Annotated in this window: 24 protein-coding genes; 9 read left to right on the top strand and 15 right to left on the bottom strand. The window is 60.3% G+C overall.

Translation table 11 applies throughout. The features are described 5' to 3' along the window. Nucleotides 1-88: 88 nt before the first annotated feature. The gene (locus O2S87_RS12510) at nt 89-1,621 is read left to right on the top strand and encodes a PAS domain-containing protein (protein ID WP_475409124.1); all 1,533 of its coding nucleotides are present in this window, start codon (nt 89-91) and stop codon (nt 1,619-1,621) included. A 274-nt stretch (nt 1,622-1,895) separates the two neighbouring features. Here the strand turns inward: O2S87_RS12510 and O2S87_RS12505 are convergent, their stop codons facing one another. The 4 genes from O2S87_RS12505 to cyaB all read right to left on the bottom strand — a co-directional run bounded on the left by O2S87_RS12505 (nt 1,896) and on the right by cyaB (nt 5,392). After that, a complete protein-coding gene (locus tag O2S87_RS12505) occupies nt 1,896-2,348 on the bottom strand; it encodes a DUF5804 family protein (protein WP_475409123.1) in 453 nt (150 codons plus the stop codon). A 40-nt stretch (nt 2,349-2,388) separates the two neighbouring features. Then, complete coding sequence (locus tag O2S87_RS12500; RefSeq protein WP_475409122.1) at nt 2,389-3,495, bottom strand: sensor histidine kinase; 1,107 nt, start codon at nt 3,493-3,495, stop codon at nt 2,389-2,391. Nucleotides 3,496-3,564: 69 nt separating this feature from the next. After that, nucleotides 3,565-4,767: a methionine adenosyltransferase gene (locus O2S87_RS12495; RefSeq protein WP_475409121.1), complete on the bottom strand. Its 1,203-nt coding sequence runs from the start codon at nt 4,765-4,767 to the stop codon at nt 3,565-3,567. A 73-nt stretch (nt 4,768-4,840) separates the two neighbouring features. Further along, on the bottom strand, nt 4,841-5,392 hold the full coding sequence (gene cyaB, locus O2S87_RS12490; protein WP_475409120.1) for a class IV adenylate cyclase: 552 nt from the start codon (nt 5,390-5,392) through the stop codon (nt 4,841-4,843). Nucleotides 5,393-5,482: 90 nt separating this feature from the next. Here cyaB and O2S87_RS12485 point away from each other — a divergent pair, with 90 nt between their 5' ends. Next, complete coding sequence (locus O2S87_RS12485) at nt 5,483-6,463, top strand: FKBP-type peptidyl-prolyl cis-trans isomerase (RefSeq protein ID WP_475409119.1); 981 nt, start codon at nt 5,483-5,485, stop codon at nt 6,461-6,463. Between the two features lie 65 nt (nt 6,464-6,528). Next, nucleotides 6,529-6,792, top strand: a complete 264-nt coding sequence (locus O2S87_RS12480; RefSeq protein ID WP_475409118.1) for a DUF8049 family protein — start codon at nt 6,529-6,531, stop codon at nt 6,790-6,792. A 294-nt stretch (nt 6,793-7,086) separates the two neighbouring features. Here O2S87_RS12480 and O2S87_RS12475 read toward each other — a convergent pair whose 3' ends face one another. Beyond that, on the bottom strand, nt 7,087-7,650 hold the full coding sequence (locus tag O2S87_RS12475; RefSeq protein WP_475409117.1) for a DUF6789 family protein: 564 nt from the start codon (nt 7,648-7,650) through the stop codon (nt 7,087-7,089). 139 nt (nt 7,651-7,789) lie between these two features. Here O2S87_RS12475 and O2S87_RS12470 point away from each other — a divergent pair, with 139 nt between their 5' ends. Then, on the top strand, nt 7,790-8,056 hold the full coding sequence (locus tag O2S87_RS12470) for a hypothetical protein (RefSeq protein WP_475409116.1): 267 nt from the start codon (nt 7,790-7,792) through the stop codon (nt 8,054-8,056). Between the two features lie 42 nt (nt 8,057-8,098). On the opposite strand, the gene O2S87_RS12465 is transcribed toward O2S87_RS12470, so the two are convergent. Continuing rightward, complete coding sequence (locus O2S87_RS12465; protein WP_475409115.1) at nt 8,099-9,421, bottom strand: RNA-guided endonuclease InsQ/TnpB family protein; 1,323 nt, start codon at nt 9,419-9,421, stop codon at nt 8,099-8,101. 294 nt (nt 9,422-9,715) lie between these two features. On the opposite strand from O2S87_RS12465, the gene O2S87_RS12460 reads away from it, so the two are divergent. Continuing rightward, nucleotides 9,716-10,003: a HalOD1 output domain-containing protein gene (locus O2S87_RS12460; RefSeq protein ID WP_475409114.1), complete on the top strand. Its 288-nt coding sequence runs from the start codon at nt 9,716-9,718 to the stop codon at nt 10,001-10,003. Nucleotides 10,004-10,038: 35 nt separating this feature from the next. Here O2S87_RS12460 and O2S87_RS12455 read toward each other — a convergent pair whose 3' ends face one another. Both O2S87_RS12455 and O2S87_RS12450 read right to left on the bottom strand, forming a co-directional pair. Then, complete coding sequence (locus tag O2S87_RS12455; RefSeq protein ID WP_475409113.1) at nt 10,039-11,133, bottom strand: DNA topoisomerase IV subunit A; 1,095 nt, start codon at nt 11,131-11,133, stop codon at nt 10,039-10,041. A gap of 10 nt (nt 11,134-11,143) precedes the next feature. Next, nucleotides 11,144-13,561, bottom strand: coding sequence for a DNA topoisomerase VI subunit B (locus tag O2S87_RS12450; protein WP_475409112.1), 2,418 nt, complete (start codon nt 13,559-13,561; stop codon nt 11,144-11,146). 224 nt (nt 13,562-13,785) lie between these two features. Here O2S87_RS12450 and gyrB point away from each other — a divergent pair, with 224 nt between their 5' ends. Together gyrB and gyrA are read left to right on the top strand one after the other, a co-directional pair. Next, on the top strand, nt 13,786-15,702 hold the full coding sequence (gene gyrB, locus O2S87_RS12445; protein WP_475409111.1) for a DNA topoisomerase (ATP-hydrolyzing) subunit B: 1,917 nt from the start codon (nt 13,786-13,788) through the stop codon (nt 15,700-15,702). A gap of 1 nt (nt 15,703) precedes the next feature. Next, nucleotides 15,704-18,223 (top strand): DNA gyrase subunit A, encoded by a 2,520-nt coding sequence (gene gyrA, locus O2S87_RS12440; protein WP_475409110.1) that lies wholly within the window; start codon nt 15,704-15,706, stop codon nt 18,221-18,223. Nucleotides 18,224-18,239: 16 nt separating this feature from the next. Here the strand turns inward: gyrA and O2S87_RS12435 are convergent, their stop codons facing one another. The 5 genes from O2S87_RS12435 to pyk form a co-directional block, all read right to left on the bottom strand. Then, nucleotides 18,240-18,875, bottom strand: coding sequence for a winged helix-turn-helix transcriptional regulator (locus tag O2S87_RS12435; protein ID WP_475409109.1), 636 nt, complete (start codon nt 18,873-18,875; stop codon nt 18,240-18,242). Between the two features lie 109 nt (nt 18,876-18,984). Further along, entirely contained in the window at nt 18,985-20,160 is a 1,176-nt protein-coding gene (locus tag O2S87_RS12430) for an SPFH domain-containing protein (RefSeq protein ID WP_475409108.1), read from the bottom strand. 80 nt (nt 20,161-20,240) lie between these two features. Beyond that, nucleotides 20,241-20,867, bottom strand: coding sequence for an NfeD family protein (locus tag O2S87_RS12425; RefSeq protein WP_475409107.1), 627 nt, complete (start codon nt 20,865-20,867; stop codon nt 20,241-20,243). A 97-nt stretch (nt 20,868-20,964) separates the two neighbouring features. Then, complete coding sequence (locus O2S87_RS12420) at nt 20,965-21,165, bottom strand: DUF7312 domain-containing protein (RefSeq protein WP_475409106.1); 201 nt, start codon at nt 21,163-21,165, stop codon at nt 20,965-20,967. A 30-nt stretch (nt 21,166-21,195) separates the two neighbouring features. Continuing rightward, nucleotides 21,196-22,950: a pyruvate kinase gene (gene pyk / locus O2S87_RS12415; protein ID WP_475409105.1), complete on the bottom strand. Its 1,755-nt coding sequence runs from the start codon at nt 22,948-22,950 to the stop codon at nt 21,196-21,198. A gap of 208 nt (nt 22,951-23,158) precedes the next feature. On the opposite strand from pyk, the gene larC reads away from it, so the two are divergent. Further along, nucleotides 23,159-24,442: a nickel pincer cofactor biosynthesis protein LarC gene (gene larC, locus O2S87_RS12410; protein WP_475409104.1), complete on the top strand. Its 1,284-nt coding sequence runs from the start codon at nt 23,159-23,161 to the stop codon at nt 24,440-24,442. A gap of 119 nt (nt 24,443-24,561) precedes the next feature. Here the strand turns inward: larC and O2S87_RS12405 are convergent, their stop codons facing one another. Further along, complete coding sequence (locus O2S87_RS12405; RefSeq protein ID WP_475409103.1) at nt 24,562-24,954, bottom strand: amphi-Trp domain-containing protein; 393 nt, start codon at nt 24,952-24,954, stop codon at nt 24,562-24,564. A gap of 103 nt (nt 24,955-25,057) precedes the next feature. Then, complete coding sequence (locus O2S87_RS12400; protein WP_475409102.1) at nt 25,058-25,864, bottom strand: hypothetical protein; 807 nt, start codon at nt 25,862-25,864, stop codon at nt 25,058-25,060. Between the two features lie 197 nt (nt 25,865-26,061). Between O2S87_RS12400 and radB the strand changes: the two genes are divergently transcribed. Further along, the gene (gene radB, locus O2S87_RS12395) at nt 26,062-26,754 is read left to right on the top strand and encodes a DNA repair and recombination protein RadB (protein WP_475409101.1); all 693 of its coding nucleotides are present in this window, start codon (nt 26,062-26,064) and stop codon (nt 26,752-26,754) included. Nucleotides 26,755-26,943 lie beyond the last annotated feature (189 nt).

Genomic DNA, 26,943 nt, shown 5'->3' with positions numbered 1-26,943 from the left:
CTGGATAGTCTGGTTTGGGTGCTTCTGCAATGTCTGTATCTAGAAATTCGGCAGTTCAGCGACTCAGACAGGAGAATTTGTTATGTAAGTGATTCAATACGGGAGCTGTCTTGCGATAAACGGAGCATCTCAGGAGGTGATCGCGCTGAGTTCGCAGCGCAACTGGAACAGCGAGCAACGGATTCAGACCGCGTTCGTGAACCTCTCGATGGATGCCGAAGCCCACCGCTCAGTGTACGAGCGCGCGGCCAGCCAGTCACCGATCGGTACGACCATCGCCGCAGCGGCGGGCGACAATCCGCTGCTCTACGTCAATGACACGTTCGTCGACCTCACGGGCTACTCGGCGGCCGAGGCAATCGGCCGCAACTGTCGGTTCCTCCAGGGCGAATCGACCCGCGAGGAGCCAGTGGCCCGACTCCGCGAAGCGATTGCGGCCGAAGAGCCCGTCACTGTCGAACTGCGAAACTACCGCAAGGACGGCTCGCTGTTCTGGAATCGGGTCACGATCTCGCCGATTGGGGGTGCTGGCGGAGAGGCGACGCACTTTCTGGGATTCCAAGAAGACATCTCCGAGACAAAGCTCTCGGAGGCCGAAAAACTGCTGTTCGAGACCCATGCCGAGATCACCGACCAAGTGATGTTTATTACCGACACTCAAGGAACAATCGAGTACGTCAATCCGGCATTCGAGCAAGTAACGGGGTATTCGGCCGCCGAAGCGGTCGGAACTACCCCACAGATACTCAACTCGGGAGAACAGGACGAGGCGTTCTACGAGGCACTGTGGGAGACGATCAGCGCTGGCGACAACTGGGAGGCCGAACTCACCAATCGGACCAAATCCGGCGAGCTGTACCGAGCCCACCAGCGGATCGTCCCGGTCACCGACGACGAGGGCACCGTCACCCATTTCGTCGCCATCGAGCCGGATATCACCGACACACGACTCACACAGCAGGTGGTGACCGTGCTGAACCGGATCCTCCGGCACAATCTCCGGACCTCGCTCAACGTGATCGAGGGCTACACCGATCTGTTGGAGACCGACCTCAGCGAGGCCGACCGTACGGCAGCAATCGAAACGATTCGCGAGCGGACGAGCGCACTCCAACGGATCAGTGATCGAACGAGTGCGCTGCAGAACATCCTCGCAGGTACCGACGAGGGTGTCGCCATGCCCCTTTCAGCACTCGAGGGGGTGGTCGACCAGTTCCGCCAGCAGTATCCGGCGGCCGTCTTCGAGACGACAATTCCCGCGACCGACTGCGGGATCCCCAGTTGGAACGTGTTCCGCATCGCCGTCGAGGAGGCCATCGAAAACGCGGTCATCCACTCCGACCGCGATTCGCCGCAGATCTCGATCACCGTCGACCCAGCCGCAGACAGTGAGACTGCCTCCATCGAGATTGCTGACGACGGTCCGGGAATCCCCGATTCGGAGTGGACCGTGATCGAACAGGGCAACGAAACACCGCTCAATCACGCCGACAGCATCGGCCTCTGGCTGCTGTACTGGTCGGTAACGGCGCTTGGGGGCTCGGTCAACCAATCAGCAAACGAGCCACGCGGCACCGTGGTCTCGCTTCACGTCCCAACCGACCTGCCCGAGCCCCGATAGCTGGTGTCGAACTCACCGTCCCGCTGAGTTCCGCGTGTCCGACCGGACAGGTCGAGTCTGGTCGTCGATGGTCGTTTCGATACGTAGATCAGGAGGGCGACCGCGCCGAAGTTCGTTGGTGATATCCGCGTAGATCAGATCCTCCAGCAGTCATTTATAAATGGAATTGCGCACAGCGATTGGACGGGAAAGAGGTACACCGAGACGGGTTGGCGAACCGGTTGTCGCTCGGCCAGAGTGACAGCCCCTCCGGTGAACTAAACAGCGCGACAAATCACCCGCCGAACTCGGATTCGGCTACCCGGACGGTGACCGTCTCGTCGACATCACGGAGATCGTAGCTGGGCACCGAGTCGGCCACCCGAGTTACATACATCGGCTCGACCAGGCGGTTGGCTTCGACACCGAAAATTCGGAGCAGTCGGTCGGTTTCTTCCGGTGGGAGGTTCCGGTCGCGAACCTGTGTCGCCAACTCCCGAGAGAGCCATTCTGTGTCGCTGATCGACGGCTCGCCGACGAGTGCGTACTCGACGAAACGGACGATATACCAGTTGAGATCGTTGAGCAATGAGACTGCCGCACCGAGGCTCACCGTTTCGAGTTCAAGAGCGTTTTCGTAGGGTTGGCTGAGCCGGTAGGTCGCCAGCGCGTTGCGAGAGGTCTCACGGGACAGTAGTTCGTACTGGAGGTCGACGTCATCGGCCCCGATAAGACAAACACGAGTCACGCCCGAATCCAGTCGGCCGCCGAGTAAATCGGTTGGGGTTCTACGTCCGGAACTCGAAGCGCGCGCCACCACTCGCCGACTCGGTGAGTCCGACCTCCCAGCCGTGGGCTTCGGCGATCCGTCGAACGATCGCCAGCCCGAGACCGCTACCTGAGCCCGACCCGGTTTTTCCCGCCTCAAAGGCGCTATCACGAACGGAGTCGGGGACGCCAACACCGTCGTCTTCGACAAAAAAGCCGACACCGTTCGCTAACGTTCCCACCGTGATCGTGAGGCCAGCAGCGTCTGTCGACGCGTCGTCGCCCGAACCCTCCTCGACGCTATCGGCAGCGCGATTTTCGCGCTGACTACGTGTCGAACCGTGTTCCACGCTGTTGCGGAACAGGTTCTCGAACAGCCGTTTGAGTCGCTCTTGGTCGGCTTCAATGCTCTCACTGTTCGTGATCTGAAGGTTCGACGATGACGCGCCAGTGGTCTGCCAAGCGCTCGTTGCCACCGACTCGATCTCGACGTGTTCGGTGTCAGTGACATCGTGGCCGCCACGCGCCAGCGCCAACGAGTCGTCGATGATTTCAGTCATTCGCTCGTGGGCGAACTCGATCTGGTCGACGTGTTCGTCCTCCAGATCGTGACTTGCCGTTAGCAGTTCCATCCGGCCGCGGGCGACCGTCAGTGGGCTCCGGAGGTCGTGCGAGACGATAGAAGCGAACTCTTCGAGCCGGTCGACCTGCCGCTGAAGTTGCCATTCGCGGCGTTTAGTTCGCCGACGCTCGATGTCATAAAATCCGAACGCGATCCCGACGACAGCACCGAGACCGACGCTTGCGTTCATTCGTTGGAGCTCTTTCGAGATTACGTCGCCGGTTTCGAACTGCGAGTAGAGTGTCAAAAACTCCAGGCCGCCACCGACGACAGCACCCCCGAGACACCACAATGCAAGCCGAATCATCGCCTGACTGTCCGATCTGTCGGCCCATGCCCAGTAGCTCGCTCCGACGAGCAGCGCCGAATACAGCAGCGGGACGACCACGTCTGAGACGAACACCAACCCACCTGGTGACGGCGTTCTCGATATAAATGATAACGTCAGGATCGCAGTCGCAATGCCGACACCGGCGATCGATCCCGCACTCAGTCGACGACGCATCTACCTACTGCAACGAACCAACAGGCAAAAGAATACTGTTTTTGTATGGTAATTCAGCGTCAGAACACGCTAAAACGTTGAAATTTCGCCATCGATGACCTTCCTGGTCACCGATGTAACATCGGCCAGTTCACGGTCGACGATTTCGCGGATCTCGCCGTCGACGTCAGCGACAGCAACGCCTGTTTCGGTGACGACTTGGGCGTCGGCGACGTGGGGCTTGTCGATTGGTTTGCCGATCTGGCTCAGGAGTCGGACCTGGAGATCCCGAATCCCGTCGACCTCGTCGACGACCGATTCGGCAATCTCAGTCGACAGCAGATTGTAGATTTTGCCGATGTGGTTGACGGGGTTTTTGCCGGAGGTGGCCTCCATACTCATCGGTCGGTTGGGCGTAATCAGGCCGTTGGCGCGGTTGCCCCGACCCACCGAGCCGTCGTCGCCCTGTTCGGCCGAAGTGCCGGTGACTGTGAGATAGATGGAACCCTCGTCGAGATCGTCAGCGGTGTTAACGTCGACGCTTACCTCCCTGTCTGTGATCTCTTCGGCTAGTTCGGTGACGTAGGCTTCGACGTTGTCGACCGCGGCGGCGTAAGCCTCGATGTCGGCGATGTAGGCGTCGATCATCGCGGCGGCGACGGTGATGTTGATGTGGTCGCCCTCGCGTTTGCCCATGATCTTGACGTCGGGGCCAAGTTCGGGGTGTTCGTCGGCGTACGTCGAGTTGAGCCGGGTTTCAGCCGTGTACACGATCTGTTCGGTTTCGGTCAGCGGGGCGTGGCCGACGCCGAACGAGGTGTCGTTGGCCATCGGAACGGTCGCAGCCTCCTCGCCGAAGACCTCTTGGAGGTCGCCCGAGCCCTCGCCGAGTTTGACGTCGACGATCACGTCGGTGCCGTACTCGAGTTCCGGGATGTTTGCAGCGAGATACTCGCGAGCCGCCGCAAGCGCGGTGGCGTTAACCGGCAACTCTTCGCCGTCGTACTGTTTGGTCGCCCGGCCGACGATCAGGATGTACATCGGTTCGATGACCTCGCCGCCGCCGAACGCGGGGGCGGCCCGACCGGCGACCAGTTGGGTCTCGTCGGTGTTGTAGTGGAGGACTCTGCCGACACGATCCAAATACAGCTGCGAGAGGGCCCGTGAAACGCTCTCGGCGAGGCCGTCGCTGATCGAATCGGGGTGACCGATTCCCTTCCGCTCGACGATCTCGACCGTCTGATCCTCGACGGCCCGCCGATCGAGTTCGCTAACCTGAATATTCCGACTCATTATCGGACTGTTCGGAGGCGGGCATGCTATAACTTGCGGAAACCTCTGTCCGATATAAAATAACTACTGGGCATTATTTGTCGGCGTTCGCGTCGAGCAACAGTCCGAGATACGAGGTTCGAATCTGGTCGCTTGGATCGAGACCGAGTTGCCCTAGCAGGTCGACCGCGCCTTCGCGAACACGCTCGACCTCGTTTTCGGTCGCCTCCCGCTCGATCTCGATGAACTCGCCGAGGCCGGTCACGCTGTCGAGGCTGATCGTGTAGCCATCCAACGCGTAGAACTCGCGGTTCTTTTCGACTCGCGCCGCAGGCTCGAAGCCGAGCCCCGAGAGAATCCCGGTCAGCGCCTGGTCGTCGTCGACCGTTGTTTCGTGTTCCTCTCGCGTCTTCGATTCGCGTTCGACAAGTGGCCCTTTATAAGTGAGTTTGGTGACGGACTCGCCGTCTGCGGGCTGCTCATAGCGAACGCGCAGGGCCTCGTCGGTCTCCGCGAAGTCGCGGTGGGGCGCGTTGTAGTAGGTGTCGTTCTGTGTGCGGCTGTCGACGTGGTCGGCTCCGAGTTCGTCCAGTGCCTCACGGAGTTCGTCGTGGTTGGCCCGGAGCTTGAGTTCGACTTCGTACATACCTGGGCCTCCCGCTGTATCCGGAAAGCTTCTGTGGGTTGGCCACCGCGAACCGTGCTTCTTAAGGGTGCATCGACAGTTTGTGAGCGTATGAGTGATGAACAGGCCGAAGCGGACGCTGCCGCTGACGCTGATGAGTCTGCAGACGCTGCATCGGAGACTGAGACAGGGTTCCAGAACGGCGATTTCGTCAAGCTCGACTACACCCTTCGGACGACCGAGGACGACGACGTGGTCGACACGACGATCCTGGAGGTCGCCGAAGAGGCCGGTATCGACACCGAGCAACACGAGTTTTCCCCACGCACGGTCATCATCGGCGAGGGCCACGTCTTCGAATCCGTCGACGAGGCACTGATCGGCGGCGAAGTCGGCGACGAGGGCTCGGTCGTCATCTCGGCCGAGGAGGCCTTCGGCGAGTACGACCCCGACCAGGTTCGGACGGTCAGCGCCGACAAGATCGACGAGGACGATCGCTACCCCGGCGCGAACGTTCAGATCGACAACCAGCATGGCCACATCGAGACGATCATCGGCGGCCGCGCACGCGTCAACTTCAACCATCCGCTGGCTGGCGAGGAGCTCGAATACGAGTACGAAGTCCTCGAGGAAGTCGAAGACGCAGAAGGCAAAGCCGAGGGCCTGCTCGGAATGTACCTCCAGCACGCCCCGCCGCTGTGGATCGAGACCGACGAGGTCGAAGAAGAGGTCCCCGTCGACTCGGATGATGATGACGATGATGATGAGGATGCCGAACCCGAGTTCGAGACCCAGACGGTCGAAAAAGAGACGCTCTACATCGAATCGACGCCCCAGCTGACGATGAACCAGCAGTGGCTGATGTCGAAGGGCCAGATCGCCCAGGAGATCATCGCCAAAACCGGCGTCGACCGCGTGATCGTCCAGGAGATCCTCGACGGCAGCGGCATGGGCGGCATGTTCGGCGGCATGGGCGGGATGGGCGGCCTCGGCGGTGCCGAGGACGTCGAAGCGGCACTCGACGATGTCGACCTCGAAGACGTCGATCTCGACGCCGACGAACTCGCCGACGAACTCGAAGACGAAGCCTGACTGAGCCTCACTGACGCGACCGTTTCGTTTCCTTTTATATCCTGATCGCTGTAGCGTCGACTCACATGGATCTCGACAACGCACGGAGAGATACGGCGGTGGCGGCGGCGGTCGCTGCCACGACGATTGCGGTGACGGTCGTCCTCGAATACGGCCTCGACGTCGAGGCGAGTTCGCTCCTCCGGCTGTCGCCGCTGAGTGTCTACTTCGTTTATTTATTCGCTCACCGACAGCTCCCCGAGAGCCTCGACACGACGCGCAACTGGATCGGCTTGGCGGCAGTCGTCGGGATCGGTGTTCTGCTGGTCGCCCTTGGGGTCGGCAGCTGAATCCCCAACAAACGGTTGCTCCGCAGATTCTTATCAGTGAAGTCGAAAGCCAGGGGATGCGACTGCTCGACCGTTTTATGAACCAAACGCACGCTTACCCGTGATTGTGTGGCAGTCCTCCGCACGCAACCGAATCCCGTGGTCTCTCCGCTTCTCGGCGGCGGCCGGGAGTATTTTGCGGTGTTCGTCTGGTAGTTCGTGATGACGTTCGTGGCCTCGGGTGGTTTTGCAGGACTGATCTCGGCAGTCGATCGTTCGCTGAGTCTGTGGTTTCTCTGTTGTCTCGCTACAGTGCTACGGGTCCGATTCGTAATCGTACTCGGTCTCGACGCTTTCGACACCCTCGGTTCGGGAGCCGACCCACGCGCCAAGGGCGATACCGTAGACGAGATGGCCCGCGTGAAACAGCGCGATTTCGTCGGCCTCCAGCCGCGTATTCAGCAGTCCGTTGAGGACAACTTGGGTGCCGAACACCGACATCACCAGCCCGAAGACGGCCCCCCAAACGATCCCCCGTTGTTCGGGCTCGATTGCGCGCTCGGCCGACAGTAGCCCGAATAGCCCTCCGAAGAGTGCGCCGCCGACCGTCCCATACAGCAGGTGTAAGGCGAGTCCAACTCCAGGATAGTCGTCGACGTCGCCGCGGCCGACATACATCGCCCAGAAGTTGGCCGACGGCGGCAGCGACCGCATAATCGGGAGTCGGAAGGCTGTCATGATCAGGGTTGCGACGAACCCCGCCTGGAGGCCGCGGAGCGCGGCGACGGCGGCGTGGATCCCACGCGGGCTCTCCGGGAGTCGGTTGTCATCCCGTGCGGTCTCGTGGAGCCGTTTTTCGAGGGACTGTTGGAGCGTCATCCCGGGAGGCTACCACGAACCGCTACCTAAGCCTTCTCGCCGACCCGGTCGATCGGTAGCCAAGGGGTAACAATCCAGCCACAACATACGCCACCGAGGCCCCCAAACAGCCAACGGCTTCGTCGGGTTCTAGTTGCTGATGGCCCCGATCGTCTTCAGTGCGCCGACGGCGGCCGCCTACGTCAACGACACGCTCGTCGGAATCCTCGTCATCTCCCTCGAGGACCCCGACAGAGTCGACAACCTCCGAGAGCCGCTCGACGATACGGTCGACTACGGAGCCCATGGCTCGTTCGATGACCGGGCACGCGAGCGGAGCTACCAGCTCTGGGGCGTCACTCATCCGACCGAGGTAGTCGCTCTTGTGGGGGGGCTGCTCCTACTATTGACATCCTCCCGCGCCTGAAGACGCGGGAATCCCACGGCACCGCACCGCTGGATTGGGATATTACGGTTTGCAGTCCACCACTTGTGCCTGCGGTTGGAATCCGCTGGACAAGTCGTAAAGGTAGACTCCAGGCTGTGCCAACCAGCCGGTACTCCTATCCTCGCCCAAACTGGCCGAAGACTCGGAGTTACTTTTGTCGTTGATGTTGAGACGGATGTTCTCGGCTCCATTCACGTCAGCGTTGAACGCCGCGTCACACTCCTCACAGACGTAGAGGCCACGCTTGACACGCTGACTATCGTCTTCACTACCGCAGACGCAACACGTCTTGCTCGTGTTACGCTCTGAAACTTCCACCACCTCGATTCCCTTGACTTTCGCTTTGTATGTGAGAATCTTTGTAAAGCGGTCGAACGGCCACCCGTGCAGGTCAAGGTTGCCGTGTCGACCCCAGTTTTTCGAGTCACCATTTTCATCTTCTCTAACACCTTCGAGGTCACCGATGTTAATTCGGCCAACTTCGTTTTTGACACACCGTTCTACGATGTGTTTCGCTAAGGAGTGAAAAAAGTGAGTGCGGCGTTCCGACCATTTCGCGTGTAATCGAGTGGCTTTGTCGGCACCAGAGTTGTCACACTTGGCGATCTCCTTCGGGAAGTAGTACCCATCTTGCTTCAAGCGGTTGCCGGGGTACAGGCTGGATTCTTCGGTGCTGTAGGCGACCGCCGCAAAGTTACTAATACCGAGGTCGATACCAGCCGTCTCGGTTCCGGGTGCGTTGGGTGTCTCAATCTCGTCTTTACAGACGAGGTGCAGTTCCCAGCGTGCTTTTGCCTTGTCGTAGACGGCCCTAACTTGTTGCAGGTTCTCAACGGTAACGCCGGGACGGGTTTCGTATTCGACAAGAATGTACTCCCATGCTTTCGGGTGTTCCTTGTGATTCGCGCCCTTTGAGAGTCGAACACGGTTGTTCTTAGTGTCGTGTTTGATGCCGTTTTGCTTCCACGTCACCGTCGAACGCGGGTGTTCTTCGTGGACAAGACGGCCCTGTTGGTCGTAGTAGTTTTTCTTGCGGTAGCCGGGCGGGTTCGCACGATCATCAGACTTGCTCGTTTCGTACCACGAGTTGAAGGCTTCAGAAAGCTCTTCCAGAACTTTCTGACTGGACTGCGAGTGCAGCCCCTTGTATTTTGGATGACTCTTCAGTTCGTTTTTGAGGTCGCCGTGATCGGGTATCCCGCCCGTTTCGTCCCACTCTTGACGAGAGTGGTAGTTGGCGACGTTCCAGAGTTTGCTGGCCGACCATCCGTGCCGGTCGAGCGAGTTCTCTACCTGTCCGTGGTTGAGGATTTTTGCCCGGTGGGTGCGGTGGACTTTCAGCATTCTAAACGCCTGTATAAACACTTATAATCGCTTTTCTTGTAAAGGTTCGGTTTAAGAACGGTGGAATATCCGACCCTGCCATTGCCGGTGGATTGTGTAGGAATTGTCGGATTCATCCTGACCCTAAAGGGTCAGGTATTCTCCTCGATTATGTATAAAAACCGTGCTCTCTCGCCGTCGGCGAGCCGACGATACCGCAGCCGACTCCGGGACCTCGGTATAATGATGGAACGACTACCTCTGTCATACGAATGTCCGACGTAAATTTACATATATCTATCCCCTAGTACAGATATGTCTTCCGAGACACCACTCCGTGTGCGCCTTCCACAGCAACTCGCTGCCTACCAAGGTGTCGACGCGACCGAGCTCACGCCACCGGTTGGCAGTGTGATCGACGTCGAGGCGCTCGAACGAACGGTGTCATCTGCCGCCAGTGGCTCCGGGACACCAACGACGACGGTTCGCTTCGAGTACGATACGCTGACAGTTACCGTCGAACGTGGTGAGGACACGACAATCACCATCGAACAAACTGTTGATACGCAGTCCAAAACAGTGAACACCAGAGCTGCAGACTGAACGATTGCTTTTCAGATAGTAGTACGCTTTGCCGATCAGATTACGTCCATCGCGTCAAGCCGTTCCGGTAGATACGTGTCGGTCACGAAGTCCAGTCCACGCGCCGCGAGCGCCTGCTGTTCGGCCTTCTTATCGATTTCGAGCTGGAGTTCGATCTGTTCGGTCCAGTACTCGGTCTGATACCGTGGATCGGTCAGTTCGGATTCGAGCGCGTTGATATCCGAATCCGAGAGCGGATCGGTCGGCAGGTCGTAGTCGACGATATCCTGCGGCTGAATCCCGATATATTCGGCCTCCGGCGTCGCTAGATACTTCGAGAGGTGGGCGGATTTGATCGACCCGTAGGCGACCGAGCCGTAGATTCGGTAGGACCACGGATCGCCGTCGCAGAAAACCGTGACCGGAAGGTCGAGCTCGTCGTGGAGCCGCTTGATGATTCGTCGGGTCGCGCGGGCGGGCTGGCCTTTGAGGTGGACGACCATACAGTTGTACTGCTCGTCGAACCCGTTCTCAATTAGGCGGTCACGCATCCCGCCGGTCTCCACACAGAGGACGAAATCGATGTCGGCTTCGAGAAACTCGATCGTATCGGGATTATTCGGGATCTGGTAGCCTCCCTCACCGACGTCTTCCTGGCAGTGGATCTCGCGTTCGCCACGGCGTGTCTGTTCGCGAATGAGCAGTGGGCCCATCAACGTCGCACCGGACTCTTCGGGCCGCATGTGGAGGTCCTCGCGGGTGACATCCGAGACGATTTCGAGATCCTCAATCAGTTGGTTCGACTCGTCTTGGTCCGAGAAGTGCGCCTCGGTGTTGTCCCACGATTCGGAGAGGTAGTAGAGTTCTCGGAGGGTAGAAGAGCGATCTTCGTCCAACTGCTGGGCGAGGAACTCGATGGTATACACCGCTTTGAGGAGCTTGCGGGCACCCCGAACCGAGTTCGCACTCCGCGAGGAGGTCCGGTCCCCATAGACCCACACTCCTGAATCTGTGTCGTACTCGATGTTGCTTTTCGTTCGCGTCGGCAGAGTCATCTCGGGAATCTGGCCGCCGGCAAACTGGTCGTAGAACTCCGCGGCTAAGTCGATGAGCTGTTGTCGGGCTCGTGCTTCGTCAGTTCGTGTACTCATTGTTGGCTTGTTAGGCGTTGAGGGTTAGTTTCTCGTCGTCGACACCGTCGACCGTGATATCGAAGTCGGCCGTCTCACTGACCGTGTACGTCAGCTCGGCGTCCTCGCCGGCCGACACCGAGGGCGACCACTGGATGTACCACTCGCCGTCGAGGTCGACGACGCTCGCATCGCCGTTGAGATCTCCCGGCTTGACGCTCACGATCTCGGTGATCTCGGGTGATTCGCTTCTGTCCGAGTAGTTTTCGACCGTCAGTGTGACGGTCCCGGATTCGATCTCGCGGTCGATACAGAGGTTGTTCATAATGCGGCCCATCGCTCCCTCGATGTTGGGTCGCTCTCTGCCGGTTACTTCGGCGACCTTGTCAGCCATCTCCGGCAGGATTCGGCTCAGAACGTCCTGTTTTTCTTGGCGCTTCTTGAGCGACCGGCGCTTGTTGAGATAGGATTTGAGTTCGCGGGCGGCCTCGCGGATCGCCAGTTCGATCTCGTCTTCGATCGCCGGAATGTTCGCGAGCGCGTCCTTCGACTCGCTCGTGAAGGGGACGTTGGTCGAGGCGACGTGGACCATCAGGACCATGGGGCCGTTGGGAATGCCGCTGCCACCGGGCTGGTCGAGGCGGTAGTTGCGCCAGCCGATCGACTTGACGACGTCAGTGATCGCACACGCACCCTGCTGGTAGACCAGCGGGACGCGGTTGGCGAATCGCAGCAAGTCGACCTTGCCCTCGGCTTTCAGTTCGCCCCCGTAGGCGATCCCGGCCTCGACAATGAAGGGATCGCCGCCGTGGACGTCCGCATCGCGCGTGGCCGCCGCATAGAAATCGGCATCGTACTCCTTTCGGAGGCCGGCTTCGAGCAGGTCGGCGGTGATCGGCGACAGACAGTCGGTCGGCGGCGCGAGGATGTTCGTCTCGCGCATCGCCTCCAATAGTTCGCTGGCGGTATCGCGGCTGTCGGAGATCTTTCGCACCTTTGGTGGGTCGTCCGGTACCGTTCGGGAGACCGCCCACAGCGACTCAAGGATGTTCTCGCGGGCGGTCTCGCCGACGGTCACGTCGTCGTACTCGACGGTCGCGTCGGCGGTCTCGTCGACCAATGTATCGAGTTCCTTGTGTGTAAATCGGAATCCCGAGTCGGACTGCTTGGTGATCCGGCGGACGATTCGCTCGGCGAGCGCCTGGACGGTCGCGTCGTCTTTTCGGGTGCTCGTCGCCTCGTCGACCAGTGCGTAGATCGCTGGCGTGAGCCGATCGCGTCCGTCCTCCGCGTCGGGTTCGTAGGCGGTTAGTTCGGCCCAGACGGCGTCGACTGCCTTGCCTCGCACCGTCGAGCCGAACGTGCGCCCGGTCTCGTTTTCGACGCTTTCGGCCACGTTGTTGACGATGTCGACCAACTCGAAACGGGCGGTTCGCTCACGGTTTTCGAGCACGGCCTCGATCCCACTGGCGAACGACTGCGTGGCATCGGCACCCTTGTTCGAGACCGCAGCGGTGATCGCGGCGGTGATGTCGACGTTACGGTTGGGGGTCGGCCACGATAGCTCGCGGCCGTAGTGGCGGTCGCGAAACGCTTCGAGCACGTTCGCGGCCGTCTTTTTGCCGACGCGGGTGAACTCCTCTTGCAGAAACCCAGAGACAGAGTAGGACTCGGTCGCCGCCAACATTTTGAGAAGTGTGCCGAGTTCGACCCCGTGAGGGTGCGGGCGTATCTCGCTTGTTTCGGCCGGCAGCTGGTCGGTCCCGCGTTCGAATTTGAGCGGTTCGTCGAGTCCCGGCTCCCTGAGTTCGATGCGGGCGTGGGGGTTGACAACCGCGGTATGCTTTATATAGTCGTGAAGCTGCTGGCGCGCCCGCATGTTGGCTTCCATCTCCAACTCGATTCGCGTGCCATGGGTTCGGTCCCATGTCGTCGACTTCGAATCGCGAATCTCGGGCTCGTTGGTGTCGGTGTCGATAATCAGCTCGAAGTACTCGGCTTGGTCGTCTCCCTGGGTTCGGCTCGTGATTTTGGCGGGTTTCCCGCTGGTGAGCTGCGAGTAGAGGACTGCGGCCGAAATACCGATACCCTGCTGGCCGCGACTCTGCTCTCTGGCGTGGAATCGAGACCCATAGAGGAGTTTCCCGAAGACCTTAGGGAGTTGTTCTTTCGTGATCCCCGGCCCGTTGTCCTCGATAATGAGCCGATAGTAGTCACCGACTTCCGTTATTTCGACGTAGATGTCGGGTCGAAAGCCGGCTTCTTCGGTCGCATCGAGCGCGTTGTCGACGGCCTCTTTGACCGCGGTGACCAGCCCGCGAGCGCCCGAGTCGAAGCCGAGCATGTGCTTGTTCTTCTCGAAGAACTCGGCGATAGAGATCTCTCGCTGGCCTTTGGCCAGCTCTTCGGCGATCCCCTCATCCGCGAGTTCTGCCTGGAATGACGTCATTCTATACGCATGCTTTCTGCGGAGCCATTAAAACCTGTTCGGCACGGCAACACGACCAGATCGCATGGGGACAGCCCCGTCGACACGATACGCTGTTGTAGTTTACACACATGAAACGGAGTACCGTGCAACCGACTGGCATGCCATACTGGCCGGTTCACAGTTGTTGCGCCCGCGCGTGCGAGGGCTTTATCCCACGGGAACAACTAGACAAAACTAGTTCTATGTCAGGCGAAAACGAATACGGGGCCGGACAGATTCAGGTTCTCGAAGGCCTCCAGGCCGTCCGGAAGCGTCCGGCGATGTATATCGGCTCGACCGACGGCCGCGGACTCCACCATCTCGTCTACGAGGTCGTCGACAACGCGATCGACGAGGCGTTGGCCGGTCACTGTGACCACATCGAGGTGACGATCCACGAAGACAACTCGGTCTCCGTCTCCGACGACGGCCGGGGGATTCCGGTCGACATCCACGAACAGTACGACCGACCCGCGCTCGAAGTCATCATGACGGTGCTTCACGCTGGCGGCAAGTTCGACAACAAATCCTACCAGGTCTCTGGTGGCTTGCACGGTGTCGGCGTTTCGGTCGTCAACGCACTCTCCAAATGGCTGGAAGTCGAAGTCAAACGCGACGGCCACGTCTGGAAACACCAGTTCGATCACGGTGAACCCGAAGTCGACGCCTTCGAGAAGGTCCGACCGACAACAGAGGACGAAGCAACCGGTACCATGATCCGGTTTTGGCCCGACGACGAGATCTTCGAGACGACCGATTTCACCTACTCGACGCTGGCCAACCGGCTTCGCGAACTCGCGTTTCTCAACTCCGGTGTCGAGATCCACCTCCAAGACGAGCGCTCCGGGGAGGCCGAGCAGTTCATCTACGAAGGCGGTATCCGGGAGTTCGTCGGCTATCTCAACGAAACCCGGACCGCACTCCACGACGACGTCATCTACTTTGCTGACGACGACCAGAACATCCATGTCGAAATCGCCATCCAGGCGACCGACGAACTCCAAGGGTCGGTCCACGCCTTTGCCAACAACATCAACACGCGTGAAGGCGGCACTCACCTCACCGGATTCAAAACCGCGCTCACCCGTGTCGTCAACGACTACGCCAACGAACACGGCCTGACCGACGACCTCGAAGAGAACCTCAAGGGCGAAGACGTCCGCGAGGGGCTGACGGCCGTGATCTCGGTTAAACACCCCGACCCGCAGTTCGAGGGCCAAACCAAGACCAAACTCGGCAACAGCGAGGTGCGCGGAATCGTCGAGAGCGCGACCCACCAGCATCTCCGGACCTACCTCGAAGAGAACCCCGAGACCGGCCGCGCTGTCGTCCGCAAGGCCGCCGAGGCCGCACGGGCCCGCAAAGCCGCCAAGAAAGCCGAGGAACTGACACGCCGGAAAAGCGCGCTTGAGTCGACCGCCTTACCGGGCAAACTCGCCGACTGTCAGACTCGTGATCCCGCCGACAGCGAGCTGTTCGTCGTCGAGGGAGATTCGGCAGGGGGAAGTGCAAAACAGGGCCGCGATCGGTACAACCAGGCGATTCTCCCTATCAAGGGTAAGATCCTCAACGTCGAGAAACACCGCCTCGATCGCATTCTCGAAAACACCGAGATCCGCGCACTGATTACCGCGATCGGCGCGGGCGTCGGCGAGGAGTTCGACATCGACGAGGCACGCTACCACAAGGTTATCATCATGACCGACGCCGATGTCGACGGGGCACACATCCGAACGCTCCTCCTTACCCTTCTGTACCGCCACATGAAACCCCTCATCGAGGCGGGCTACGTGTACGCGGCCCAACCACCGCTCTACCGCGTGCGGTACCGTGGCGAGACGTACGACGCGATGACCGAAGAAGACCGCGACCGGATCGTCGAGGAAAAATGCAATGGAAACCCAACCCAAGTCCAGCGATTCAAAGGGTTGGGCGAGATGAATCCGGATCAACTGTGGGAGACGACGATGGACCCCGAAAACCGGATTCTCAAGCGCATTACGATCGAAGACGCCGCAGCCGCCGACCGGATGTTTTCGGTACTGATGGGCGATGCGGTCGAACCACGCAAACAGTTTATCAAAGACCACGCGACCGAAGCCGAATGGGTCGACATCTAATATGAGTGCAGATCTACCAGACAAACCCGACGTTGACGCAGCCCGTATCGAGACAGCACGAATCGAAGACGAGATGGAGCAGTCGTATATCGACTACGCCATGTCTGTCATCGCCGGACGCGCCCTACCCGATGTCCGTGACGGGCTCAAACCCGTTCACCGCCGCATCCTGTACGCGATGGACGAAGCTGGCGTTTCATCGGGGTCGGCCCACCGAAAGAGCTCCTCGATCGTGGGTGAAACGATGGGTGACTACCACCCACACGGCGACAGCGCAATTTACGACACGCTGGCGCGGATGGCCCAGGACTTCTCGATGCGCTATCCGCTCGTCGACGGCCAAGGCAACTTCGGATCGGTCGACGGCGATCCACCGGCCGCAATGCGATACACTGAGGCACGGATGGATCCGATCGCCGAGGAGTTGCTCGCGGATATCGACAAGGACACCGTCGACTTCGTGCCGAACTACGACGACCGCCTCGAAGAGCCCGACGTCCTACCGTCGGCGTTCCCCAACCTCCTCGTAAACGGCTCGTCGGGGATCGCCGTCGGCATGTCGACCAACATCCCGCCGCACAACCTCGGCGAGATTATCGACGCGACGGTTCACCTGATCAACAACCCCGACGCGACGGTCGAAGACCTGATGGGCCACATCAAAGGGCCAGACTTCCCGACCGGCGCGAACATCGTCGGCCGAGCGGGCGTCCACAGCGCCTACAAAACGGGCCGCGGCCGCGTCCGAATCCGGGCCGACTTCGAGACCGACGAGGAGGAAGGCCGGATCGTTATCAACGAACTTCCGTATCAGGAAAACAAATCCCGGCTTGTCGAGCGTATTGCGGACGATGTCAACGAGGGCAAACTCGAGGGGATTCGCGACCTCCGCGACGAGTCCGACCGCGACGGGATTCGCGTCGTGATCGAACTCAAGCGGGATGCGATGGTCGACGTCGTCAAAAACCAGCTGCTCGAAAGCCACCTCGAACGCACTTTCGGTGTGATCAACCTCGCGTTGGTCGACGGCTCGCCACAGGTGTTGACGCTCAGAGAGACGATCCAGCACTACCTTGAGCACCGCCGCGAGGTCGTCCGTCGGCGCTCGCAGTTCGAACTCGACGAGGCCGAAGACCGCGCCCACATTCTCGAGGGTCGACTGACCGCACTCAACAACGTCGACGCGGTCGTCGAGACGATCCAGGACGCCGACGACCGCGACGCGGCGAAAGCCGCCCTCCGCGAGCAGTTCGGCTTCACCGAGCCACAGGTCGAACACATCGTCGCGATGCAACTGGGTTCGCTAACCTCGATGGAAGCCAGAGAAATCGAAGACGAATACGAGGAGGTCCAAGCCAGAATCGAACGCCTGACTGAGATTCTCACCAACGAGTCCGAGCTGCTGGGCGTTATCGAATCCGAACTCCTCGAAATCAAGGCCGAATACGACGACGACCGACGGACGTCGTTCATCGAGGATACGGGCTCGGTCGCTCACGAAGACCTTATTCCCGAGGAGGATTCGGTCGTCGTCATGTCCGAAGACGACTACATCAAGCGCATGCCGCTGTCGACGTTTTCGGCCCAGAACCGCGGCGGCAAGGGGATCATCGGCTCGGATCTCAAAGAGGGCGACTCGGTGTCGTCGGTGTTCGTCGCTAACAGCCACGACTATCTGCTCTGTTTCTCGAATCTGGGCCAAATCTACACCCTTCGTGGCTTCCAGATTCCCGAGATGAGCCGGACTGCCCGCGGCAAGTCGGCGGTCAACCTGCTCGATCTCAATCAGGGTGAGGAGCTTACCGCGGTCGTCAACATGGACGACATCGAGACCGACGAGATCGACGGCCAACGGTATCTGACGATGGTGACTCGCGACGGCTACATCAAACGCACCTCCGTCGAGGAGTTCCAGAACATCAGAAAAACGGGGATTCGCGCGGTCCGACTCGAAGACGGCGACCAACTGGTCGACGTCGAGGTCACTGACGGCGACCGAACGCTGGTCGTTGCGACCGCCGACGGGATGACCATCCGGTTCGACGAAGCGGATGTGCGAGCAATGGGTCGGAGCGCCCGCGGCGTTCGGGGCGTCGACCTTCAGGGCGACGACACTGTCGCCGGTGTGGCAGGAGTCGACACCGACCGACACAGTTGGGTGCTCACCGTCACCAAAAACGGATACGGCAAGCGCTCGGATATCGAAGAGTACCGAGTACAGTCCCGCAACGGCAAGGGACTGATCGACATCAAAACCAACAGCCGCAACGGCCAGGTCTGTGCAATGGAGACAGTCGGTCCGGGCGATCACCTGATCGTCATGAGCAAATCCGGCCAGATAATGCGGACGCCCGTCGAAGGCATCTCGATCGTCGGCCGCAACACGATGGGTGTTATCGTGATGGAACTCGAAAGCGGCGACCGGGTCGCCTGTCTCGACGTGATCCCTCGCGAGATGGTTACCGACGCTTCCGAGAGCGAAGTCGACATCTCGGAGTCACCGAACGACCACGCAGAATAAATAACTGTTCTCGATTTTACGAACGGTCGAACCGAATGAGTTCGTCTGCACCCGACGCGAACTCGACGGTTTTTGCGCCGAACGAATCGGCAAACCGGATCAAGAGCGTCAGCACGGTTTCGGGTCGCTCGACGACGTAGCCGTCCGAACGGTCGAGCAGACCCACGTCCTCCAACTCCCGTGCGTAGGTGCTGACGGTCGACCGTGAAACCGACAGTCGGTCGGCAAGCGCACTCCCGGTTTCGGCGGGCGATTCGAGCAGTTCGATGAGCATTCCTCGTGGCGTCGGCCGCCGTAGATAACCCAAGGCGACCTGTTCGAACTTGGAGAATCGATTGGCAGGGAAGAACCGACGGTACTCGCCGTCTCGACGCGACTCGATCGCTTCGGCCTCCGAAAGCGCACGGAGGTGATGTTGGGTCTCACCGGTGCCGAGTTGGAGGTCGTCGCGGAGCTTCGAGAAATGCGCACCGGGCGTGGTCGACAAATAACCCCGAATCGCATCCGGAACCTCACTTCGAGACTCCGTTTGTTCTGATTCATTGATTGCCTGATCCCTTCCGCTGGCCAGCCCTACGAAGGGTGTCGCTGCTCCAAGCGCAGCAAACCGGCGGAGCGTTGTTCGTTTCCGTTCGTCGACGGGATCAGCCATCTACCATCCGTAGGGGACATCACTGATAAAAGTACTTCGACCCTAATTCGTCCTAAGCGGACGTTAGGAGCCGCATAACAGCATTTCCTTGCGGTTGTGAACTGACTACTTACCGTTCTGTTTCGGTTTCACGGTCGACTCGCTGTCCACCGTCGGGTGAGGTTTCCGTTTCGGTCAGCGGCTCCTCGTCGAGGTCATCGTCAGCTTCCTCGATGACTTCATCGGGGCTCTTGATTCCAGAATCGCCGGTTTTGACCTGTTCGGCCTCCTGTTCGAGCCGTTCGATATCCATCTCGGCGGCCTGATCGATCTCGCCGAGGATTTCGTCGATATCGTCGAGTCCGAGCATTTTGCGGGTTTCGGCGTCGAACTCCTTGCCTTCGAGCCCTTCGCTTTCCTGGACGTCGCTGCCCGACAGCTGTTTGCCGTAGCGTCCGACAAGCGAGGTGAGTTCTTGGGGCAGAATGAACGTCGACGACTCGCCCTCGCCGATGCGTTCGAGCGACTCCATCCCGCGTTCGATAATCGCGCGCTCGCCCATCGCCTCGGCGGATTTCGCTCGGAGGACCGTCGAAATTGCATCACCCTGGGCTTCGAGAATCTGGCTCTGTTTGTCACCCTGGGCCCGGATGATGTCGCTCTGTTTGTCACCCTCGGCCTTCTCGACTGCCGAGCGGCGTTCTCCCTGTGCTTCGAGAATCATCGCCCGGCGTCGGCGCTCGGCCGACGTCTGTTGTTCCATCGCCTGTTGGACTTCCTTGGAGGGGTTGACCTCACGCACCTCGACGCTCTCGACACGAATACCCCATTCGTCGGTGGGCTCGTCGAGCTCCGTTCTGATTTTGGCGTTGATCTCCTGGCGCTTGTTGAGCGTGTCGTCGAGTTCCATATCGCCGAGCACTGCTCGGAGGGTGGTCTGGGCGAGGTTCGAGACGGCCTTTTTGTAGTTGTCGACCTCCAAAAAGGCCTTTTTCGCGTCCATCACTTTGATGTAGACGACGGCGTCGGCAGTCACCGGTGAGTTGTCGCGGGTGATCGCCTCCTGACGCGGGACGTCCAGCGTCTGTGTTCGCATGTCGAACGCGTACGTCCGAGAGACGAACGGTGGGATGATATTGAACCCCGGTTCGAGCAGTTTGCGGTACTCGCCGAACACGGTGAGCGCCTTCTTCTCGTAGGCGTCGACGATCTCGACGGTTTGCCAGATCGTGATGACGACCACAAAGATGAACAGAAGGCCGACTGCAGTAACCGTGAGTGCCGCCTGTAACACAAATGGTTCCATACCGGTCTTTCGGCTGACAGACTCATAAGCGTTGGCTCAGTGCGATTAATCGGAGGTTTACAAGAGCGAAATTATAGTCCCTACCGTTCGTATTCGGGCTCAGTGTCCGCTTCGGCCCGCTTTTCGATGAACTCTGCGGCTGCGGTTTCGTCCTGTTCGGGTGGCTCGTCGGACTCCGAGCGGCCAGCCGCCAACTGGCGGTCGATATCGTCCTCAATGATCGACAGCGCCTCGACGGTCACGACGTTTCCGCCGCCGGGGTCGACCACCATCACGTCGGTTCCCTCCGGGAGTTCGTTGTCCATCGACCGCGCCGAGTAGTAGGGATTGAAGCCGCCGCCCTGGAGTTTGACCTGCCCGCCTGCGGGCGTCACACGCTCTGTTACTCGGCCGGTTTTGCCCTGCAAGGAGGCCGAATCACTGGTCTGTTGTTGGCCCTTACCGCCATAGAAATCGAACTCGTGGTAGAGATAGAAGGCGATCGCGCCGAAAATCAACACGAGAATCCCGAGCAGGAACGGGTTAAGCACAACGAGGGGACTCACGAGCAGGCCGACCAGTCCGGCACCGAGCAGGCCAATTCCGACGACGATGAAGTTCGCCCCGGGAGCGAGTGCTTCGGCCAGTGAGATCAACAGCCCGGCTGTTATGAGCAACAGCGGCAACGTATCCGGGGTTACGATGTCCAACTGAGCCACGAGTGTCATACTAACTGTACGTGTTCGATCCGTTTAATAGTTCCATGCGTCGGTGATTTTGGGTGGCGATACCCTGCGTCGACCGAACTCGGAGCGCTGGCCGCGGTTATATAAACCCGGTAGCGATAATTCCCAGCGTCAACAGGATTCCGATTCCGACGAACGTCGCGTGTTCGAGCGAGATCGATTCGGGTTCGATCGGCTCCGGTTCGACCGGTTCTGGTTTGGCGTCTTCGCCGACCTCGTCGACACTAAACCGCCACTCGCGGTCGTCTTCGTCGGCTTCGGATGTGGGACCCCGACTCATGGGTGATCAAGCGTCGCCCGACACAAAGGCCTACCGTTTGGGTGTCCGAAGGACGTTCCCATCGAAGACGACGCCGCGTTCGGCATCGATGCTGAGAACCTGTCCGTCCTCGATGTCCTCGGGGACGACCGCCCCGCTGAGCATCGGAATGCCGAGTTCCCGCGCGATCACGGCGGGATAGCCGGTCATCTCGTCGCGGGCGTCAATAATGCCGCCGATCTTCTCGAGGTCTCCGTCGAACTCGCCGTCGAACGCCTCCGACAGTGCGACAACAGCGCCGTCCGGAACATCGGAGAGATCACCGTCTTCGAGTCGGACGAGCGGGCCAGCGATCCGGCCACCGACGATTTGTTTGCCGTTAGCGATCTTTTCGGCGGCAACGTGGACCTTGAGCATGTTCGTCGTCTGCGAACCATCGAGACTCGATAGCATCCCCGAAACGGCGACCACCGTATCGCCACTTTCGGCCACGTTTGCGTCGAGAGCCGCCTGGACGCTGCCTTCGAGAATCGTCTCGACGTTCTCCTGGTACTCGAAGTAGCGCGGGATCACGCCCCACACCAGCGCGAGTTGTCGACGAACGCGGTCGTTTGGCGTCGTCGCGACGATCGGAACCTGCGGGCGGAACTTGGCGGTTTTCCGGGCCGTGTAGCCGGATTCGCTGGCGGCGACAACCGCTTCGGCACCGATATCGCGGGCGAGATAGCGCGCCGAACGCGCCAGCGCTTCGGTTCGCGACTGATCGCGGGCCGAGGGTACCTGCTGTTCCATATCCTCGGTGTACTCGGCGGTCGCCTCGACACCTTCGACGATGGTGGCCATCGTCTCGACGACCCGAACCGGGTGGTCACCGATGGCAGTTTCGCCCGAGAGCATCACAGCGTCGGTGCCGTCGAGAACGGCGTTGGCGACATCGGAGGCCTCGGCACGAGTCGGCCGGCGCGAGTGAACCATCGAATCGAGCATCTCGGTCGCCGTGATGACGGGCACCCCGGCAGCGACACACTTCTTGATAATCCGTTTCTGAACGATCGGCACGTCTTCGAGCGGACATTCGACACCCAGATCCCCGCGGGCGACCATGACGCCATCTGCTGCATTGATAATTCCGTCGAGGTTCTCGACCGCGCCAGCCCGTTCGATCTTGGCGATGACCGGAATCTCGCCGCCGCCGAACTCGTCGAGTTGGTCGACGATCGCGTACACGTCTTCGGCATCCCGGACGAAACTCGCGGCGACGAAATCGGCCCCTTTGTCGGCCGCAAGCCTGAGTTCCTTTTTGTCGCCCTCGGTGATGAGTTCGATATCGAGGTCGACGCCGGGGATGTTGACGCCTTTGCGGCTCTGGAGTTTGCCGCCCGAAATGATCTCGGCGATGACCTCCTCGCCGTCTACGCGTCGAACGCGGGCTTCGATTCGGCCGTCGTCGAGCAGGATCGTATCGCCGGGCTCGCACTCGCTAATAGAGACAGTGAGTCCGACAAACTCGGGCGTCGACGTATCGCCCGCGGCGAAAACGACCTCCGTGCCGGTTTCGAGCATGACCGGCGAGTCGATTTCGGCAGTTCGGACTTCCGGGCCTTTGAGGTCGACCATCACGGCGACCGAGTCAGTCATCGAGGCGTCGACCTCGCGAACACGATCGATCACAGTCGCGCGGTGTTCGGTCGACCCGTGGCTCGCATTGAGGCGGGCAACAGACATCCCTGCCTCGGCGAGCGATTGGATCGTTCCCAGGTTGCTTGAGGCGGGACCAAGCGTACAAACGATTTTCGTATTTCTCATGGCTTGATTTTGGCAAGACGAGTTAAAAAAGCCCCACGATACGCCTGATTATCAGGGTTGTTTTGTATATATCCGAAATCCAGAGTGAGGGCTGCGTCTGTGGACCCAACAGCGACCATCAAGACACCCGGATAAGAAACGGCATTTGGCCCACGTCCACCGCGGTTTCACTGACCACATTTTTCACCACCTCGGCAGTAGATGCGGTATGCAAACGCTTGCGTTCGACGGTCGGCTGGGTGCCAGTGGGGATATGATTCTCGGCGCGCTGTTGGCCGTCGGTGCTGATCGCTCGGCGCTCGCTCCCGTCGAGTCAGCTCTACCGGTCCGATATGTAGTCGAATCGACAATCAAAAACGGAATCTCGGCGACAACTGTCGACGTACTCCTGACCGACGATCACGGCCATAACGAGCACAAGGATAGCCACGACCACGATGATGAAACTAAAGATGCTCAGGACCACCATCACGACCAGACACTCACCCCCGCCGAAGGCCACGGCCCACACCGGAGCTACGCAGACGTGATCGACATCGTCGACTCGATGGACGTTCCGCAGTCGGTCGCCCTCGAAGCCCGTCGGACGTTCGGCTTGCTCGCCGAAGCAGAAGCCGCGGTGCACGACGAGCCAGTCGAAGAGATCCACTTCCACGAGGTCGGCGCTGACGACGCCATCGCCGACATCGTCGGGGCTGCACTGCTGGTCGAAAATCTCGACGTCGACCGGATCGTCACGACGCCGGTTGCTGTCGGCGGCGGCCACCGCGAGATGAGCCACGGCACGTATCCGATTCCGGCCCCGGCAGTCGTCGAACTCGCCGAGCGGGCCGACTGGTCGATTAGAGGCGGACCGGTCGACGCGGAACTACTAACGCCGACGGGGGCGGCGATACTCGCACAGTTCGCCGAGGGCGTCGACTGCCTCCCAGTCATGGCAGTGGCGTCGACCGGCTACGGTGCTGGCGACCGCTCGTTCGACTCACACCCGAACGTCCTCCGGGCGACTGTTGGCGATGGGGCCAGTCGGCTCACCCGTGAACCGATCACCGTCCTCGAAACCAACCTCGACGACGCCTCGCCCGAACTTCTCGGCGGCCTCCAACAGACCCTCAAAGCGGCTGGCGCGCGCGATGTCTCGATTCTTCCAGTCACAATGAAGAAATCCCGGCCGGGCCACCTCGTGAAGGTCATCTGCAGGCCCGAAGACGCCGAGAAGGTCGCTCACCGACTGGCGCTCGAAACCGGCACGCTCGGTATCCGTGAACACGGTGCAGGCCACCGATGGACCGCCGAACGACGGTTCGAAACGGTCAACCTCACCGTCGATGGCGAAACCTACACCGTCGACGTCAAAATCGCCTCGACGACCGGCGGAGAGGTCTACGACGTGAGCGCAGAGTACGACGATGCCGCTGCCGTTGCCGGCGAGACCGGTCGACCGATCGGCGAAATCATGCGCCGGGCCGAACACGCAGTAGACCGCGAATAAAAGTTATATAAAAGTAGACGGTGACTACTGGTCGGTCTGACGGCTTCCTTCGTCGTCTTTAGCGGCGTCGACCTCGCTGCGACCCTCGGGCGGATCGGGCTCTTCTATTTGAGGTTGCTTCAGTCGTCGGTACGCTCATCGGATTCGCCGCCAGCGTCCTCGACGGACTCGTCGATCGTCTCCTGTTCATCGTCGGCCGTGGGGGTCGCCTCTTGGCCGGCTCCGCCCGCGGCCTGGATACTGAGGCCCGTCTCTTCGGTTTCAGCGGTTTCTTCATCGGACCACTCGATTTCGAACTCGATTTCGTACTCGGTTTCGTCCTCTTCGGTTTCCGATTCGATTTTGATTTCGAACTTGGCCGTCTCGGGGACGGTGACAGTGGCCTCGTTTTCGTTGCTGCTGAAGGTGACTTCGCCCTCGCCCTCCAGGCCGTCGGCGAACTGTCGGAAATAGTCGGCAATGGTGGATCGGTCCTGTGCTCCCTCGACTTCGAACAGGGTTTCTTCGGCCATGCACAGAGCCGTTCGACCGCATCGTGTATTAGTCTGTGTACGGGTGATAGAACCAATCAGAACCCCAAAATACGCCTTTTTGGATACTCGGTATGTCGACCACTTAGCGAGAGCCTTCCGCCGTGTCGGTCTCGCTGGCGTCGGCGGTCTTGTCGCTTTCCCCACCCTCCCGGTGGACTTCCAAGGCCTCGTCGACGGTGAGTTCGCCTGCAGCGACCCGGCGGGCCAGTGTTTCGGGAATCGTTCGGTCGCCCGCCGACTGCGCTCTCGACTGAGTTTTGATCCGCTGGATCTCGCCCGCTGTCGGCTCGATCTCCCAGGAGTCGACCGGCTCGCCCTCGATGCGGGCGATGTTAACCGCCGCGAGCACGTCGCCCATCCCTCGCGCCCCCGCCCCGAGGTAGGGAGTTGTCCCGGACTCGTCGACTATCTCAACGGCAACGTCGTCGAGGTCGTTGATGATCTGCGCGCCCTGCAAGCGTGCGCCGTCGCCGATCCGGACGAGTGGGTCTTCGAGGACCTCCGTCTCGCGGTCGATCAGGTCGACTACTTCGGCCAGCGGCACCTGAAAGGCCGCAACGACGGTGTCGCCGACCAACACGGCAACACCCGGACGGCTGCCGGGGTCGACGCCGATGACGGTTCGACCGTCGCCGCCGCGGAGAGTCGAGAGCGCCGTTTCGACGGCCGAGCTGATCTCGTCAGCCTCGGCGGTGACGTGGCCGATCTCCGACGCCGAGAGATCGACTCCCCCGAAGTCGACAGGGTCGTCGGGGGCGGTGATGACGACCGTCGTCGCCCCGGGCAGTTGCTCGCCGGACTGAATCGTAGTAAAGGCCACCCCACGATCACGGAGGGCAGTCACCGCCTCGTGGTAGAGTCGGAAATCATCGGTAGCGACGACAATCACGCCCGAGGCTTGGTTCGGACACAGCAAAACCACACCGGTGATCGATCAGTCAGGCGTCGAGAATCGGTGACCGTCTCAACAGTTGCTCAATACCGAGATTGCCGACAATCGTCTGGCCGTGGATCGACTACTCGCGGGGCCACTCGACTACTGACCGAGACCGAGGGGCTTTTGCGCCGACCCTGCTACCTCAGACTGTGAGCGAGCCAGTTTCGACCGGCTGTGGGCCACTCGACGAGCTGTTGGGCGGCGGCTTCGAGCGTGGGACGGTCACCCAACTGTACGGGCCGCCGGCAGCGGGCAAAACCAACGTCGCACTGTCAGCGGCCGTCGGTGTCGCCACCGCGGGTGGCAAGGCGTTGTACATCGACACCGAAGGGCTCTCTGTCGACCGGTTTCGCCAGCTGATCGAGGCCAACTCCGACGAACCCGTCGAGACAGTCGCCTCACGGCTCATCATCACTGACGCCGTCGACTTCGACGAACAACAGCAGGCCGTGCGGGATGCCGCCGAGTTCGCCGAGAACGTCGACCTGATGGTGCTCGACAGCGCAACCGGCTTCTACCGGCTCCAGCGCGGCGAGGACACCAACGGCGGCGACTCGCTTCGAGCGGTCGCCCGACAGGTGACCCAACTGCTGTCGCTGGCCCGGAAACACGATCTCGCAGTCGTTATTACGAATCAGGTGTTTACCGACCCCGATACCGACCGAACGCGGGCGTTGGGCGGCCACACGCTCGAACACTGGACCGGCGTCGTCGTCCGACTCGACCGCTTTCGCGGCGGTAACCGCCGAGCGACGCTCGAAAAACACCGAGCCAAAGCCGCGGGCGAGAAAACCACGTTTCGGATCACGGATTCGGGACTGGTCGACGGCGAACTGGCGTAACGTCTCGTGTATACCTTACGCTATGGCGGTGTTCGTTATCCACGGGCTACGTATATAGAATTGGCTCTTACCGAAGACAGTGAAACAGCGTGAGTATCATGGCATCCCGCTGAATGCGTCTGTGTGTGAACAACCAAACCGCATTCGGCGGGATGCTTCAGCATCTTGTTGAGCTCACATCAATAGTGT

Source organism: Halohasta sp. A2 (assembly GCF_056175805.1).
The sequence above is the reverse complement of the archived record's forward strand: the minus strand, read 5'-3'. Positions and strand labels throughout refer to the sequence as shown.

Bases quoted from the DNA above. Each gene is read 5' to 3' on its own strand.
- O2S87_RS12465 (WP_475409115.1), bottom strand. From the start codon at position 9,421: ATGCTGAAAGTCCACCGCACCCACCGGGCAAAAATCCTCAACCACGGA.
- O2S87_RS12430 (WP_475409108.1), bottom strand. From the start codon at position 20,160: ATGGAACCATTTGTGTTACAGGCGGCACTCACGGTTACTGCAGTCGGC.
- pyk (WP_475409105.1), bottom strand. From the start codon at position 22,950: ATGAGAAATACGAAAATCGTTTGTACGCTTGGTCCCGCCTCAAGCAAC.
- O2S87_RS12460 (WP_475409114.1), top strand. From the start codon at position 9,716: ATGTCTTCCGAGACACCACTCCGTGTGCGCCTTCCACAGCAACTCGCT.
- O2S87_RS12435 (WP_475409109.1), bottom strand. From the start codon at position 18,875: ATGGCTGATCCCGTCGACGAACGGAAACGAACAACGCTCCGCCGGTTT.
- larC (WP_475409104.1), top strand. From the start codon at position 23,159: ATGCAAACGCTTGCGTTCGACGGTCGGCTGGGTGCCAGTGGGGATATG.
- O2S87_RS12495 (WP_475409121.1), bottom strand. From the start codon at position 4,767: ATGAGTCGGAATATTCAGGTTAGCGAACTCGATCGGCGGGCCGTCGAG.
- O2S87_RS12485 (WP_475409119.1), top strand. From the start codon at position 5,483: ATGAGTGATGAACAGGCCGAAGCGGACGCTGCCGCTGACGCTGATGAG.
- O2S87_RS12475 (WP_475409117.1), bottom strand. From the start codon at position 7,650: ATGACGCTCCAACAGTCCCTCGAAAAACGGCTCCACGAGACCGCACGG.
- O2S87_RS12425 (WP_475409107.1), bottom strand. From the start codon at position 20,867: ATGACACTCGTGGCTCAGTTGGACATCGTAACCCCGGATACGTTGCCG.
- O2S87_RS12450 (WP_475409112.1), bottom strand. From the start codon at position 13,561: ATGACGTCATTCCAGGCAGAACTCGCGGATGAGGGGATCGCCGAAGAG.
- gyrA (WP_475409110.1), top strand. From the start codon at position 15,704: ATGAGTGCAGATCTACCAGACAAACCCGACGTTGACGCAGCCCGTATC.
- gyrB (WP_475409111.1), top strand. From the start codon at position 13,786: ATGTCAGGCGAAAACGAATACGGGGCCGGACAGATTCAGGTTCTCGAA.
- O2S87_RS12470 (WP_475409116.1), top strand. From the start codon at position 7,790: ATGGCCCCGATCGTCTTCAGTGCGCCGACGGCGGCCGCCTACGTCAAC.
- O2S87_RS12405 (WP_475409103.1), bottom strand. From the start codon at position 24,954: ATGGCCGAAGAAACCCTGTTCGAAGTCGAGGGAGCACAGGACCGATCC.
- O2S87_RS12500 (WP_475409122.1), bottom strand. From the start codon at position 3,495: ATGCGTCGTCGACTGAGTGCGGGATCGATCGCCGGTGTCGGCATTGCG.
- O2S87_RS12480 (WP_475409118.1), top strand. From the start codon at position 6,529: ATGGATCTCGACAACGCACGGAGAGATACGGCGGTGGCGGCGGCGGTC.
- cyaB (WP_475409120.1), bottom strand. From the start codon at position 5,392: ATGTACGAAGTCGAACTCAAGCTCCGGGCCAACCACGACGAACTCCGT.
- O2S87_RS12420 (WP_475409106.1), bottom strand. From the start codon at position 21,165: ATGAGTCGGGGTCCCACATCCGAAGCCGACGAAGACGACCGCGAGTGG.
- O2S87_RS12455 (WP_475409113.1), bottom strand. From the start codon at position 11,133: ATGAGTACACGAACTGACGAAGCACGAGCCCGACAACAGCTCATCGAC.